Annotated in this window: 14 protein-coding genes; 9 read left to right on the top strand and 5 right to left on the bottom strand. The window is 61.2% G+C overall.

Annotated elements, in window-relative coordinates; genetic code table 11:
* The first annotated feature begins 33 nt into the window (after positions 1 to 33).
* From pstC to CCD76_RS01745, 4 genes are all read left to right on the top strand, one after another.
* On the top strand, positions 34 to 972 hold the full coding sequence (gene pstC / locus CCD76_RS01760) for a phosphate ABC transporter permease subunit PstC (protein ID WP_087718097.1): 939 nt from the start codon (positions 34 to 36) through the stop codon (positions 970 to 972).
* Between the two features lie 16 nt (positions 973 to 988).
* Positions 989 to 1,840: a phosphate ABC transporter permease PstA gene (gene pstA, locus CCD76_RS01755; RefSeq protein ID WP_087717855.1), complete on the top strand. Its 852-nt coding sequence runs from the start codon at positions 989 to 991 to the stop codon at positions 1,838 to 1,840.
* 20 nt (positions 1,841 to 1,860) lie between these two features.
* Positions 1,861 to 2,685 carry a phosphate ABC transporter ATP-binding protein PstB gene (gene pstB, locus CCD76_RS01750; protein WP_087717854.1) on the top strand — a complete coding sequence of 275 codons (825 nt, stop codon included), beginning with the start codon at positions 1,861 to 1,863 and terminating at the stop codon, positions 2,683 to 2,685.
* Positions 2,686 to 2,864: 179 nt separating this feature from the next.
* On the top strand, positions 2,865 to 3,971 hold the full coding sequence (locus tag CCD76_RS01745) for an AI-2E family transporter (protein ID WP_087717853.1): 1,107 nt from the start codon (positions 2,865 to 2,867) through the stop codon (positions 3,969 to 3,971).
* A 197-nt stretch (positions 3,972 to 4,168) separates the two neighbouring features.
* On the opposite strand, the gene trxA is transcribed toward CCD76_RS01745, so the two are convergent.
* Complete coding sequence (gene trxA / locus CCD76_RS01740; RefSeq protein WP_071231619.1) at positions 4,169 to 4,492, bottom strand: thioredoxin; 324 nt, start codon at positions 4,490 to 4,492, stop codon at positions 4,169 to 4,171.
* Between the two features lie 241 nt (positions 4,493 to 4,733).
* On the opposite strand from trxA, the gene cysB reads away from it, so the two are divergent.
* The gene (gene cysB / locus CCD76_RS01735) at positions 4,734 to 5,702 is read left to right on the top strand and encodes an HTH-type transcriptional regulator CysB (RefSeq protein WP_071231618.1); all 969 of its coding nucleotides are present in this window, start codon (positions 4,734 to 4,736) and stop codon (positions 5,700 to 5,702) included.
* Positions 5,703 to 5,832: 130 nt separating this feature from the next.
* Here cysB and CCD76_RS01730 read toward each other — a convergent pair whose 3' ends face one another.
* The 4 genes from CCD76_RS01730 to pabB form a co-directional block, all read right to left on the bottom strand.
* Positions 5,833 to 6,453: a phosphoadenosine phosphosulfate reductase domain-containing protein gene (locus CCD76_RS01730; RefSeq protein WP_087717852.1), complete on the bottom strand. Its 621-nt coding sequence runs from the start codon at positions 6,451 to 6,453 to the stop codon at positions 5,833 to 5,835.
* Positions 6,454 to 6,619: 166 nt separating this feature from the next.
* The gene (locus tag CCD76_RS01725; protein ID WP_087717851.1) at positions 6,620 to 7,402 is read right to left on the bottom strand and encodes an ABC transporter ATP-binding protein; all 783 of its coding nucleotides are present in this window, start codon (positions 7,400 to 7,402) and stop codon (positions 6,620 to 6,622) included.
* Complete coding sequence (locus CCD76_RS01720) at positions 7,399 to 8,478, bottom strand: FecCD family ABC transporter permease (protein WP_256961035.1); 1,080 nt, start codon at positions 8,476 to 8,478, stop codon at positions 7,399 to 7,401. Before CCD76_RS01720 ends, CCD76_RS01725 begins: the two co-directional genes overlap by 4 nt.
* Before the next feature lie 79 nt (positions 8,479 to 8,557).
* The gene (gene pabB, locus CCD76_RS01715) at positions 8,558 to 9,958 is read right to left on the bottom strand and encodes an aminodeoxychorismate synthase component I (RefSeq protein ID WP_087717850.1); all 1,401 of its coding nucleotides are present in this window, start codon (positions 9,956 to 9,958) and stop codon (positions 8,558 to 8,560) included.
* Between the two features lie 323 nt (positions 9,959 to 10,281).
* On the opposite strand from pabB, the gene CCD76_RS01710 reads away from it, so the two are divergent.
* Genes CCD76_RS01710 through prpD form a run of 4 tightly spaced genes read left to right on the top strand, consistent with a single transcriptional unit; the run spans position 10,282 to position 14,606 of the window.
* Positions 10,282 to 11,028 (top strand): GntR family transcriptional regulator, encoded by a 747-nt coding sequence (locus tag CCD76_RS01710; RefSeq protein ID WP_087717849.1) that lies wholly within the window; start codon positions 10,282 to 10,284, stop codon positions 11,026 to 11,028.
* Positions 11,025 to 11,909 (top strand): methylisocitrate lyase, encoded by an 885-nt coding sequence (gene prpB, locus CCD76_RS01705; protein ID WP_087717848.1) that lies wholly within the window; start codon positions 11,025 to 11,027, stop codon positions 11,907 to 11,909. The genes CCD76_RS01710 and prpB overlap by 4 nt, the downstream gene beginning before the upstream one ends.
* A 37-nt stretch (positions 11,910 to 11,946) precedes the next feature.
* Positions 11,947 to 13,071 carry a bifunctional 2-methylcitrate synthase/citrate synthase gene (gene prpC / locus CCD76_RS01700; RefSeq protein ID WP_087717847.1) on the top strand — a complete coding sequence of 375 codons (1,125 nt, stop codon included), beginning with the start codon at positions 11,947 to 11,949 and terminating at the stop codon, positions 13,069 to 13,071.
* 50 nt (positions 13,072 to 13,121) lie between these two features.
* Positions 13,122 to 14,606, top strand: a complete 1,485-nt coding sequence (gene prpD, locus CCD76_RS01695; RefSeq protein WP_087718095.1) for a 2-methylcitrate dehydratase — start codon at positions 13,122 to 13,124, stop codon at positions 14,604 to 14,606.
* The last annotated feature ends 122 nt before the right edge of the window (positions 14,607 to 14,728 follow it).

Genomic DNA, 14,728 nt, shown 5'->3' with positions numbered 1-14,728 from the left:
GGCGGCATGTTGGCAAGTCGATGAGGAATGAAGATGGCCACCTCCAACGCGATTCAAGCCAGCGGCCTGGGGCATCTCAGCGATGCTGCCCGCAAGCGGCTACGACGCAAGGCACGCATCGATGTATGGTTCGAGCGCACGCTGTTCGCGTTCGCCTTTGCCGTGCTGCTGCTGCTCGGGGCGATCATCGCGTCATTGATGTTGTCCAGCTGGCCGGCAATCCAGCGTTACGGCCTGGACTTTCTTACGGAAAACCGCTGGGCGGCCAACGTCGAGGTCTTTGGCGCACTGCCGGCAATCTACGGGACGCTGCTGACGTCGTTCATCGCGATCGTCATTGCCGTGCCGGTCTCTTTCGGCATCGCTATCTTCCTGACCGAGCGATGCCCCGGGTTCCTGCGTCAGCCGCTGAGCACGTTGATCGAGCTGCTGGCAGGTATCCCATCAATCATTTACGGCATGTGGGGTATGGAAGTGCTGGCACCGTTGCTGCGCACCTGGTTCCCTACGGTCTTTCCCGCCGGTACCGGTCTGACGACGGCGGGCATCATTCTGGCCGTGATGATCATTCCCTTCATCACGGCGGTAAGCCGGGACGTGATCAATACCGTGCCTGCGGTCATGCGCGAGTCCGCCTACGGGCTGGGCTGCACGACCTGGGAAGTGACGCGGCGCGTGATTCTGCCGTCGGTGAAAGGCGGTCTGGTCGGCGGTGTCGTCCTCGGTCTGGGGCGTGCGCTGGGCGAGACCATGGCGGTAACGTTCGTGATCGGCAACAACCTGTTCCTGAACACGACTCTGACCGGGCAGGGCACGTCGATCGCAGCCTTGATCGCCAACCAGTTCTCCGAGTCGGACGGCACTCAGCGCTCGGCGCTGCTGGCGCTCGGTCTGATTCTGTTCCTGATCACCTTTGCGGTACTGGCGTTCGCGCGCTATCTGTTGCGCAACAGTACCGGTCGTCACGCGTAAGCGGCAGGAGAGAGCCATGAATATCAGTCAAACGCCGCTTTACCGCCGACGCAAACGGCTCAATCAGTTGGTGATGCTGCTCTGTCAGCTGGCCACCGTGATCGGGTTCGTCTTCCTGTTCGCGATCCTCTTCACGCTGGTGACCAAGGGCATCGGCGCGATCTCGCCGTCGACCTTCGTCGAGCGTACGCGGATGACCGGCGGCGGCCTGGGCAATGCGATCTGGGGAACGTTCATCATGACCTGCGCCGCGACCCTGATCGGTACCGTCATTGGCGTCGCTGCGGGCACCTGGCTGGCGGAGTATAGCGGCAAGGGACTGATGGCGAAGGTGATTCGCTTCATCAACGATATCCTCCTGTCGGCACCGTCGATCATCATCGGCCTGTTCATCTACGCCGTGGTCGTCGTGCCGATGGGTAACTTCTCCGGCTGGGCGGGCGTGCTGGCACTGACCGTCATCATCGTGCCGGTGGTGATTCGCTCCACCGAGGACATGCTGCGTCTGATCCCCAATTCGCTGCGTGAAGCGGCCGCTGCGCTGGGCGCCCATCGCTGGTGGATCATCGTTCGGGTCTGCTACAGCGGCGCTCGCGCAGGCATCCTGACCGGTATCCTGTTGGGCTTTGCCCGTATCAGTGGCGAGACGGCACCGCTGCTGTTCACGTCGCTGAATTCCAACCAGTGGAATCTATTCGACCTGGGTAGCGAGATGGCCAACCTGCCGATGACCATCTACCAGAACATGACGATCAATGCCTTCATTCCCGACCTGGTTGCACTGGCCTGGGGCGGTGCATTGATCCTGACCGCTGCCATCCTGATTCTGAACATTGCGGCGCGCTATTTCTCGCGCCAGCGTTCCTGATTTCCAGCTGCGAGACTGCCATGACAGCCGATATTTCTCTCAAGCAGAAACGCGACGCCGATCCCGTCGATGCGACGCCTGCTCCCCAGGTTGCTACCAAGTTGCGGGTGGACGATCTGAGCCTCTATTACGGCAAGTTCCAGGCGCTCAAGAACGTCTCCATGGAAATTCCGGAGCGTCAGGTCACGGCCTTCATTGGCCCCTCCGGGTGCGGCAAGTCGACGTTGATTCGCTGTTTCAACCGCATCCATGACCTCTACGAGGGGATCCGGACCGAGGGGCAGATCCTGCTCGACGATCACGACATCTACGATTCGGGCGTCGATCTCAACCTGCTGCGCTCCCGGGTCGGGATGGTCTTTCAGAAGCCGACGCCGTTCCCGATGTCGGTCTTCGACAACGTCGCCTTCGGGATTCGTCTCTACGAGAAGCTCTCGGCACGCGAGCTCGAAGAGCGAGTCGAGTGGGCGCTGCGCAAGGCGGCGCTCTGGAACGAGGTCAAGGACAAGCTCAAGCAGAGTGGTCAGGCGCTTTCCGGCGGGCAGCAGCAGCGACTTTGCATTGCCCGCACCATCGCGGTGAAGCCGGAAGTGATCCTGCTGGACGAGCCGACGTCGGCGCTGGACCCTATCTCGACCGGGTATATCGAAGACCTGATCAACGAGCTCAAGAAGGACTACACGATCGTCATCGTGACGCACAACATGCAACAGGCAGCCCGCATTTCGGATATCACCGCCTTCATGTATCTGGGCAGTTTGATCGAGTGTGACGACACGACCAGGATCTTCACCCAGCCGAAGGAATCGCGGACGGAGGACTACATTACCGGCCGTTATGGTTGATCGCCGAAGATCGGATGTCGATCGAGGTTGGCAGACACGCCCGGGCTCTGGCTCGGGCGTGTCTGCGTTCAGCGTCTGGATAAAGAGGATATTTCCGACACTTTGCATCGTGGCAACGAACCCGTGCAAGGATCGTGCTACTGTCTCGATTCACAGGATGTGTCACTAGGATTATCACTATGTCGCCCGGGCAGGAACCCACGTTTCGGAACGTTCCCTTCAATCTGATGCTGACGCTGGCGTCGCTGACGATCATCATCGCCGGGATACGCGCCGCGGAAAGTCTCATCATCCCGATACTGCTGTCGCTGTTCGTTGCCGTGATCTGTGCCTCGCCGGTCCACTGGCTCTACCGCCGAGGGGTCAATTCCTTTGCGGCCGTACTGATCACGCTGCTGATACTGGGCGGATTGCTGGCGCTGTTCGGCACCTTGCTGGCCAACAGCTTCGCGATGTTCATGGAGAGCTGGCCGGAAACGCAGAAGCAGCTCCAAGGGCACTATTTGACTCTGCTGGAGTGGCTGGCCAACCAGGGGCTCTCCGTCTCGCCGCAGCAGCTTTCCGACATGGTCGACGACTCCGACGACCAGAGCTGGGTCTCCGGCTTTCTCAGCGGCCTGGGCCTAGTCTTGTCCCAGAGTCTGGTCATTCTGCTGATGGTCAATTTCATGCTGTTCGAGACGCTGGATTTTCGCCAGAAGGTGGCCAGGGCACTGACCAATCCGGGGCCGAGTCTGGAGCGGTTCACCGAGTTCAGCTACAACCTCAAGCGCTACATGGCAGTAAAAACCGTGATCAGCCTGATCACGGGGGTGCTGGTCACGATTTCGGCATGGCTCGTCGGGGTGAAGTTCGCGCTGCTCTGGGGGGCGCTGGCTTTCATTCTCAATTACATTCCCAATATCGGCTCGGTGCTGGCCGCGGTGCCGCCGGTCCTGCTGACACTCGCGATGCCGGACGGCGGGGTAGTGAAGGCGCTGATCCTGTCGGGTACCTATCTCACCATCAACTTCATTCTTGGCAACATCGTCGAGCCGCGTGTCATGGGCCGAACGATGGGACTATCGACGCTGGTCGCGTTTCTTTCCCTGGTGGTCTGGGGGTGGGTTCTGGGGCCGGTCGGCATGCTGCTGTCGGTACCGCTGACGATGACGCTCAAGATCGCGTTGGACAGCCATCCCGAGACGCGCTGGATCGCCAAGATGTTGAGCCCCTCGGAGCGTAGACGGCGGCGTCAGCGCAAGGCTCAGGAAGCGCTGGATGAGCTGGAGGAAGAAATCGAGTAGCGATCAGGTAGTGTCAGACACCGAAGATTCGACCGGTCGGACCCAGTTCGAGAGCAGGCTGGCTTGGCCTCTCGAGGTTCCGACTGCCGTTCGGTTACCCGGCGACCGGAATGGCGGCCATGAAAAAGCCGCACTCACGAGAGTGCGGCCGAGGGAATGCAGCGAAACCGAGACTACCTGCCGGCGGCTTGCCGGTATCAGCCGTTCTGTTCGAGGAACTGCGTCAGCTGGGACTTGGACTGAGCGCCGACCAGCGAAGCGACCTTGGCGCCGGATTTGAACAGCATCACCGTGGGGACGCCGCGCACCCCATGCTCGGAGGCGATCTCCGGGGCGTCATCGACGTTGACGCTGACGACCTTGATATCCTCGGCCTTTTCATCGGCGACTTCATCGACGACGGGCGCCATCATCTTGCAGGGACCGCACCAGGGCGCCCAGAACTTGAGCAGAACGGGCTTGTCCGAATTCAGCACTTCCTGTTCGAAATTGGCCGTGGTGACATCGACGTTGTTGGACATGACGTTAACTCCTGTAGACATTGGGCTCTTACCGAGCTTATGGCGTCGATGTTAGCCCTTGCATGGGATGCTGGCAAATATCCTGGCTTATCGAAACGATAGCGCCAAGTTATTAAAGGTCATTTTTTCATATCCGGAATAGCGTTTTTTGGCCTTCACGTGCTGCCACTTATTGCGTAAAGTAATCTTTAAATCGTTTCTTATGCCATTTTTGGCGAGTCGGGAAGCCACGAGGTCGCTTATGAAGCTTCAGCAGTTGCGCTATGTATGGGAAGTGACACGGCATCAGCTCAATGTATCGGCGACGGCCCAAAGCCTGTTCACGTCGCAACCCGGTATCTCCAAGCAGATTCGGCTGCTGGAAGACGAACTCGGGGTGGAGATTTTCGCGCGCAGCGGCAAGCATCTGACTCGCGTGACACCCGCCGGGGAGGCGATCGTCGAATTGGCCGGCAAGGTGCTGCGAACGGTCGAGGATATCAAGCACGTCGCGCAGGAACATAGCGACGAACGCCGCGGTAACCTGGCGATTGCCACCACGCACACCCAGGCACGGTACGTGCTGCCTGGCGTAATCAGCGAGTTTCGGCAGAAGTATCCGGATGTCGCTCTTCACATGCAGCAGGGGACGCCGAAGCAGATCGCGCAGATGGTCAGTGAAGGGTCCGCGGATTTCGCGATCTGCACCGAGTCGCTGGAGCTGTTCAACGATCTGGTACTGCTACCGTGCTACCGCTGGAATCGTTGCGTGCTCGTACCCAAGGGGCACCCGCTGGCCACCGGCGAGCTGACGCTCGAACGCGTCGCCGAACATCCTCTGGTCACCTACGTTTTTGGCTTTACCGGTCGTTCGCAGCTCGATGATGCGTTCAAGTCCCGGGACCTGACGCCCAATGTCGTGCTTACGGCGGCCGACTCCGATGTGATCAAGACCTACGTGCGCCTGGGACTGGGGATTGGCATCGTTGCGCACATGGCCGTCGACCCCGTTGCCGACAGCGACCTGATCGCCGTGGATGCGTCGCATCTGTTCGAGAGTTCCACCACCAAGATCGGCATACGTCGCGGCACCTTCATGCGTACCTACATGTACGACTTCGTCAAGCGCATGGCACCACACCTCGATCGAGAAACCGTCGAGGCGGCGCTGGCGGCGGGGCCGCGGCACGAGGCCGAGCTGTTCGAGGGAATTCAGCTGCCGGTGCTGTAGAAACCGTGTCGTAGAGGCCGGTTCCTGTCGGGATCGTTTCCAGCAGACGATCTTTTTCTCAACGCATGAGCCCCGCCACTGGCGGGGCTCATGCGTTATAGGGTGCGGACCGAGCGAGACGCGTTGCCGGTCAATGTTGCAAATGCAGACCGCACTCGCGCTTTTCTTCCACCTTGGTCGGATCGAAGTAGTCGAAGTTGTTGGGCAGGTCGTGCTGCTGCAGGTATTGATACATCTGCTTGGCGGTCCAGTGCAGTACCGGAGCCACTTTCAACAGCCCATCGGCATTGCGGGACATGGGCTGCATGCGCGAGCGCTCCGCGGTGTCTTCTGCCCGCAGTGCCGTGAACCAGACATCCGGCGCCGTCTCGGCCAGGGCGCGGCGGAACGGTTCGAGCTTGACCTCTTCGGTGAACGCCGCGTGACGCGGGTCGTCGATTTGCGGCGTCGGACCTTCCACCGCCTCGCGATGGGCGCGTGAGCGAAGCGGATGGTAGATGGTCAGGTTGAGATCGAGTTGCCTGGTCAGTTCGTCGGCGAAGCGGTAGGTCGCGGGCGTGTTGTAGCCGCTATCCATCCACACGACCGGAATGTCGGGGCGCACACGGGTGACCAGATGCAGTATCACGGCCTCGAACGGACGGAAGTTGGTGGTGCAGATCGCCTTCTGATCTAGGCTCAGTGCGAATTCGGTAATGGCCAGCGGATCGTGGCCGATTTCACGGTTGAGGGCATCGAGGTCGAACGCCATGGCTGACTCCTTCAGGGTGGTCACGCCGCAGGATGGGCAAGATCCGATGGGGGCGTGGAGTGGTTGTCACTCTAGCAAGGGCGGCCAAGCATCCACCAATACCGTTTGGTTAGATGGATATATAACCAGATTATCTAGTTGGGGCTGGAAATCGAGCTTCTGATTATTAGCCGCCCAGCCGGTGCAGGGCCGATAGCGGGATGACACGAGGTGGGGCGTCGATCGGCCATTCCACGTGGGCTTCGATAGCGTAGATGTCTCGCAGGCGTTCGGGGGTCAGCACTTGCTCTGGCATGCCGCTGACGATGTGTCGACCTTCCTTCACGACCCACAGATGATCGGCGAAGCGGGCGGCCAGGTTGAGGTCGTGAATCGCGAGAACGATGACGATCTCTTCGCGGCGCGCCAGACGCCTGAGATAGTCGAGCACCTGCAGTTGATGGTGCAGGTCCAGCGCGCTGGTCGGTTCATCGAGCATCAGCAGCCTCGGCCTCCGCACGATCGCTTGCGCGATTGCGACTCGCTGGCGCTGGCCGCCGGAAAGCGTGACCAGCTCGCGTTCGGCCAAGGGGTCGAGTTCCAGCGATGTCAGGGCTCGTTCGACCGCCGACAGCGCGGTGGCGGCGGGCTCGGCAACCTGCGTGCGACGAGCGAGCAGGACGGCTTCGAAGACACTCAGCGCCGCCTGGGTGCTGGTATCTTGGAGAAGATAGTAGAGGCATTGGCTGCGCTGCTCGAGAGATAGCGCATCGAGTTGCCGTTCGCCCAGCCGGATGCGACCGCTGGCCGCTTCGATGCCGGCGATCGCCTTGAGCAGCGTCGATTTGCCCGAGCCGTTGGGGCCGATCAATGCCGTGATCTCGCCCGGGCTTGCCCTCAGGCCGGAAACGTCGTGCAGTATTTGGCGCTTTCCCAGCGAACAGTCGAGATGATCGATGGTGAGAGTCATCGCCATAGCTCCCGGCGCGAACGCAGGATCAGCGAGACGAAGAACGGCAGGCCGATCAGGGCCGTCAGGATGCCGATCGGCAGCAGGATGCCGGGAATCAGCGTCTTCGACAGGATCGAGGTCAACGACAGAATCAGGGCACCGGTCAGCGCGGACATCGGCAGGAACACGCGCTGATCCTCGCCTACCAGGAGGCGCGCGATGTGCGGACCGACCAGGCCGATGAAGCCGATGGTTCCCACGAAGGCGACGGCCGTCGCCGACAGCAGTGCGCAGCACAGCAGCATGCGCAGCCGAAGTCTGCCGACATCGATACCCATCGCTTTGGCCTGAACGTCTCCCAGTCGCAGGGCGGTCAGTCGCGACCGTGCCCTGACGAAGATGGGTATCGTGACCAGCAATGCCAGGCCGGCGAGCCCGAGCTTTCCCCAGCTGGCCTTGTCCAGGCTGCCCAGCGACCAGAACATCAGCTGCTGCAGCGACTCGGCGGAAGCGACGTACTGCAGGATTCCCAGCAGCGCGTTGAAGAAGAACATGATCGCGATGCCCATCAGCACCATCGTCTGGATGCTGACGCCGCGTAGTCGACTCAAGGCCCATATCGCCAGGGAGGCGAACATGGCCAGCAGGAAGGCGTTACCGGTCAGCAGCAGCGTGCCGGCCACCGGCAGGAGGCCGAAGTCGAGCACGATGGCCAGCGCGGCGCCGAAGCTGGCCGCCGAAGAGATGCCGAGCGTGAACGGGTCGGCGAGCGGATTGTCGAGCAGAGTCTGCATCTCCGCACCAGCGACGGCGAGACTGGCCCCGACGATGATAGCCATCAAGGCGACCGGTAGCCGAATCTCCCACACCACGATCTGGAGGACGCGAGACACCTCCGACGGTGCGACCAACGCTTTCAGCACGTCGGGAAGGGCATAGGCACCCGGGCCGGTGGCGACATCGGCTAGGAGAGAAGCCAGGACCGCCAGGGCGGTCAGGACGATCAACCCCCGCTGACGCCGCTGGCGGGCCAGGTAGCGAGCAGCCGTGGATTCCGGCTTCGCGATGTGAGGCAAGCGAGTGGTGGCTTTCAAGGCAAGAATCGTTGTCTGGAGGTGGCGTCGGGCGGCGTCAGCCAGGGAAAGGCTATCAGAAATCGGGCTCGCGACGGCTTCAACCCGCTAACGCTTGCATCAGTCGTGCGATCTTGGCCAGCGTTTCCTGATATTCGGCCTCTTCGTCGGAATCCGCGACCAGCCCGCCGCCGCCCCAGATATGCAGCGTGTCGCCATCGGCGATGACGGTACGGATCGCGATCGAGGTGTCGAGACGGCCGCGACGATCGAGATAGCCGAGACTGCCACAGTAGACGCTACGTTGAGAGGGCTCCAGCTCGTCGATGATCTGCATGGCGCGATGCTTGGGGGCGCCGGTAATCGAGCCGCCGGGAAAAGCGGAAGCCAGCAGATCCAGCGGCCTCGCACCGATTGCGAGTTTCCCATGCACGATACTGACCAGATGATGTACGTTGGCATAGCTCTCCAGTCCGCAGAGCTGGGGAACCGTGACGCTGCCGGGCCGGCAGACACGGCCGAGGTCGTTGCGGAGCAGATCGACGATCATGACGTTCTCTGCGCGATCCTTGGCACTCTGCTGTAGCTCTGCTGCCAGACGCCGGTCGTCCTCGGGCGTCGAGCCACGGGGGCGAGTCCCCTTGATCGGGCGGGTTTCGACCCGTCCATCGGCGATACCGATGAAGCGCTCCGGCGACAGCGACAGAATGGCTTGGTCCTCCCAAGCGAGATAACCGCCGTAGGGCGTCGGCGTGGCCTGACGAAGACGTTGGTACGCCTGCCAGGTGCTCCCCTGGAAATGGGCGGTAAAGCGCTGGGCCAGGTTGATCTGATAGCAGTCACCCGCGTGAAGGTAGTCCATGACCCGCTGAAAGCGCTGTGTATAGCCGGCGCGATCCAGGTCGGCCACGAAGGGGCGGGTCAGGGTGAAGCCGGGCCGTGTCGGCGTTGCAGGCTCGTTCAGCCAGGCCATGACCTGCTGGCGACGTTCGGCCGTGGCGACAACGAACGTGCGCCGGGCGTAGTGATCCTGAATCAGCGCCCAGTCGTAGAGCCCGAGCCTGGCCTCGGGCAGCCCGGGCCCCGGTCGGCGGGCGGCTCGCCGGGCAGCGTCGTCCGTCGCATCGTGAGCCTTGACCAGCGAATAGCCCCAGTAGCCGAGCAGGCCGCCGAGAAAGGGAAGAGCGCTGGCCCGCGCCGCGACGGTGTCCGACAGTCTCGGCAGCAGTTCGGTCTCGGCGTGCTCCAGCAAGGCCTGCTGTGCCGCGAAGGGGGCGGCGGGCAGTGGCATCGACGGCTCGCAACGAGGGTGGCCGTCATCGATGGTCAGCATCGCCAGCGGATCGCTGCTGAGAATGTCGAAGCGTCCACCCGGGGCGCCCGGACGGCCGCTGTCCAGTAATACGGCACCGGGACGCGACTGCAATCGTTCGAAGAGCGACGTGGGATCGGAGGTATAGGGAAGGTCGGCTATCTCGAGCCACGGTCGCGCGTCAGCCATGAACACCTTTTTCCTGACGAATGAAACAACGACACGGCATCGAAAGCCTTGTCATGCGGGCAACGAATGCCTGGCGGCAAGTCTATCGGGAGTCGTGATGATGAGCGAGGTCTTTGCGCTCTCGTGGGGCGAACGTGAATGGCGCCGGGAGCGGAAGCGTATCTGCCGGTGTCTGGCCGCTTGTGGAATTGATTGTCGACAATGATGCAGAAAGAAGTTTGTGGTTTTCGACTAAAGTGCGATATCTGCGACGTTTTTTCCATTGCCCCGGGAAAACGGGGCGCCTATGATTGGGTCTTCGCCCTTTGATTGTTAACAACTTAATGTTTCAACCAACTTCCGATGCGCACGATGCCGACACCGAACTTCCTGTAGTTCGTACCCTGGCCGAGCGCGTTTTCCACCAGCTTCAGCGTGCCATCGTTCGTGGCGAGCTGCCACCCGGCACGCGCATCACGGAGCCGGACCTCTCGTCGCATTACGGTATCTCCCGGGGGCCGTTGCGGGAAGCCATGCGCCGGTTGGAAACCTATCGCCTGATCGAGCGCGTGCCCCATGTCGGTGCCCGGGTCGTCAAGCTGTCGATGGACGAGCTGCTGGAGCTGTTCGACGTGCGTGAGGCGCTGGAGAGCATGGCGGCGCGACTGGCCGCGAAGTCGATGACCGCCGAGGAAATTGCCGGGCTGCGAGAAGTGCTGGCTTTTCACGAACGTCAGGAAGACTTGTCCAGCGGAGAGGCTTATTACCAGCGCGAGGGCGATCTCGACTTTCATTATCGCATCGTGCAAGGCAGCCACAATCGCATGCTGATGACCTTGCTGTGCGATGACCTCTATTACCTGGTGCGGCTCTATCGTACCCAATTCAGTGCCAAGGGCTCCCGGCCGCAACGAGCGTTCGTCGAGCACCATCGTATCGTCGATGCGATCGAAGCGGGCGATGCCGAGCTGGCCGAGCTGCTGATGCGCCGCCATGTCAGCGCCTCTCGCGAGAACGTCGCTGCCCATTATGCCCGTACGCTGGGAGAGGAGGCGTCCGACTCTCCCGACATCCCGAGGATCGAATCATGACTCAACCAAGCCCCGGCGCCCGCTTTCGTGAAGCGCTCGATCGCCACCGTCCGTTGCCCATCGTCGGCGCCATCAATGCCTATAGCGCGATGATGGCAAAGGCGGTCGGGCATCATGCCCTTTATCTGTCCGGCGGCGGGGTGGCCAACGCGTCCTACGGGCTGCCGGATCTGGGCATGACCACGCTCAACGATGTGGTGGAAGACGCCCGTCGCATTACTGGCGCCTGCGATCTGCCGCTGCTGGTGGATATCGATACCGGCTGGGGCGGGGCTTTCAACATCGCCCGCACGATCAAGGAGATGGAGCGCGCCGGTGTTGCCGCGGTTCACCTCGAGGACCAGGTGGCGCAGAAACGCTGCGGCCATCGTCCCAACAAGGAGATCGTTTCCCAGTCGGAGATGGTCGATCGTATCAAGGCGGCATCCGATGCCCGTCACGACGCGGATTTCTATCTCATCGCGCGCACCGATGCCTTCCAGAAGGAGGGTCTGGCCGCTGCGATCGAGCGGGCTAACGCCTGTATCGAGGCGGGCGCCGATGCGATCTTTGCCGAGGCGGTGCATACCCTGGATGACTATCGGGCGTTCTGCGAGGGCGTCGAGGCACCCATCCTCGCCAATATCACCGAGTTCGGGGCTACGCCGCTATTTACCCAGCAGGAGCTGGCCGAGGTCGGCTGTCGCATGGTGCTTTATCCGCTCTCGGCTTTCCGTGCGATGAATGCCGCGGCACTCAAGGTGTATCGGGACATTCACGCCAAAGGGCATCAGCGAGACGTGGTCGATCTGATGCAGACACGAGAAGAGCTCTACGACTTCCTCGACTATCACGCCTTCGAACGCAAGCTCGATACGCTCTTCGAGAAAGGGGGCGACTGAGTCGCAGCCAGGAAGAAGACTATCGGAGGAGACTACCATGGCGGAACGACCCAAAAGCACCGGGCTGCGCGGGCAGAGCGCCGGCTCGACCGAAATCTGCACGGTCGGCAAGAGCGGCTCGGGGCTCACCTATCGTGGCTACGACATCCAGGCGTTGGCGGAGAATGCGCGCTTCGAAGAGGTCGCCTACCTGCTGCTCAAGGGGGAGTTGCCCAATCAGCGTCAATTGGATGACTACGTTGCGCTGCTCCAGCGTTCCCGTTCGCTGCCGGAGGCGCTGAAGAAGGTATTGGAGCAGGTCCCGTCCGATGCGCATCCGATGGATGTACTGCGCACGGGGACTTCCATGCTGGGCAATCTGGAAACCGAGCAGCGCATGGAAGATCAACAGCGCCACGCGGACCGGCTGCTGGCGGTCATGCCGTCGATTCTCAATTACTGGTATCGATATTCACATTACGGCGAGCGCATCGAGACCGAAACCGACGACGACTCCGTGGGTGGTCACTTCCTGCATCTGCTTCACGGCAAGCCGGCCTCCGAGTTGCACGCCAAGGTGATGAACGTCTCGCTGATTCTCTATGCCGAGCACGAGTTTAACGCCTCGACCTTCACGGCGCGGGTGTGTGCGTCGACACTGTCGGATCTGCACAGCTGCGTTACCGGGGCGATCGGCTCGCTACGCGGACCATTGCATGGCGGTGCCAATGAAGCGGCGATGGAAATGATCAGCCGCTGGTCGACGCCGGACGAGGCGGAGCGCCATATTCTCGAAATGCTCGAGCGCAAGGACAAGATCATGGGCTTCGGCCATGCGATCTATCGCGAGTCCGATCCTCGTAACGCGATCATCAAGGGATGGGCCAGACAACTGGCGGATGACGTGGGCGACAATCACCTCTATGCGGTGTCGCAGCGTGTCGATGAAGTCATGTGGAGAGAGAAGAAGCTCTTCCCCAATGCCGATTTCTATCACGCCAGCGCCTATCACTTCATGGGCATTCCCACCAAGTTGTTCACGCCGATCTTCGTTTGCTCCCGTTTGACGGGATGGTGCGCACACGTCTTCGAGCAGCGCGCCAACAACCGTATCATCCGTCCCAGTGCCGATTATGTCGGACCGGAAAAACGCGACTGGGTGCCGATCGAGCAGCGTCAATGATATCGGCTTCGAACATCGAGCCGGACAAGTCACAAATCAAAGGAAATGCCATGAGTGCCAACGTCGATTTCAACCAGCGCCCCGATTACGATCCGGAGCTTCAGGCGATTGCGGATTACGTGCTCGACTATCGCATCGAAAGTCGGGAAGCGCTGGATACTGCGCGTCACTGTCTGATGGATACGCTGGGATGCGGACTGTTGGCACTGCGTTTTCCGGAATGCACCAAACATCTGGGGCCGCTGGTAGAAGGTACGATCGTTCCGCACGGGGCCCGGGTACCCGGTACTCCGTTTCGACTCGATCCGGTGAAGGCGGCCTGGGATATCGGCTGCATCATCCGCTGGCTGGATTACAACGACACCTGGCTGGCGGCGGAATGGGGGCACCCCTCCGATAATCTCGGCGGCATTCTGGCGGTGGCCGATCACTTTTCCCAGCAGCGCCTGGCAAAGGGCGAACAACCGCTGACCCTTCGTGATGTACTCGACGCCATGGTCATGGCCCACGAGGTACAAGGCGTGCTGGCGCTGGAGAACTCGTTCAATCGTGTAGGCCTGGATCACGTCGTGCTGGTCAAGGTGGCATCGACGGCTGTGGTCGCCAAGCTGATGGGCGCCAACCGCGAGCAGTTGCTCTCGGCGCTTTCTCATGCGTTCGTCGATGGGCAGAGTCTGCGCACCTACCGCCACGCACCCAACGCCGGATCGCGCAAGAGCTGGGCGGCAGGGGATGCAACATCCCGGGCGGTGAGGCTGGCCGATATGGCGATGCGGGGCGAAATGGGCGTTCCGGGCGTACTTTCCGCGCCGCAGTGGGGGTTCTACGATGTCCTGTTCAGCAAGACCAACAGGGACCAGGCGATCAAGCCCGAGGCCGAGCGTGCCTTTCGCGTGTCTCAGCCCTACGGGACTTACGTGATGGAGAACGTCCTGTTCAAGATCAGCTTCCCGGCCGAGTTTCATGCCCAGACCGCGGCCGAAGCAGCCGTTGCACTACATCCTCAAGTGCGCGATCGCCTGGACGAGGTCGAGCGGATCGTGGTGACCACGCACGAATCTGCCATCCGCATCATTTCCAAGGTGGGGGAGCTCGCCAACCCTGCCGATCGGGATCACTGCCTGCAATATATGATCGCCGTGCCGCTGGCGTTCGGTGACTTGACCGCCGAGCATTACGAGGATGACTTCCATCGGGCGCATCCTGTCATCGATCTCCTGCGTGACAAGATGGAGATCGTAGAAGACGAGCGATACAGCCGCGAGTATCACCAGGCGGACAAGCGCTCCATCGCTAACGCCATTCAGGTCTTCTTCAATGACGGAACGCACACCGACCGGGTGGCGGTGGAATATCCCCTCGGGCATCGACGTCGGCGGGAGGAGGGGATTCCCCTGTTGAAAGAGAAGTTTCGCCGTAACCTGGCAACGCGCTTCCCGGCACAACGAGGCGAGCGGATACTCGCCTTGTATGAAGATGCTGCGCAGCTCGAAGCGATGCCGGTCAATACCTTTCTGGAGCACTGGATTATCTAAGAGAGAAGGCCTCGAGGTGACTGTTTGATGACGACTGGGTCGTATCATCAACTTTTTCTTCATCCAAGGGTTGCCAACTGCCGGTGAGAGTCGTAAAGTACGCATCCGCTGACGCCGAGACA

Source organism: Salinicola salarius, assembly GCF_002179555.1.
GTDB lineage: Bacteria > Pseudomonadota > Gammaproteobacteria > Pseudomonadales > Halomonadaceae > Salinicola > Salinicola salarius_A.
This window is presented reverse-complemented; position numbering and strand designations above follow the sequence as displayed.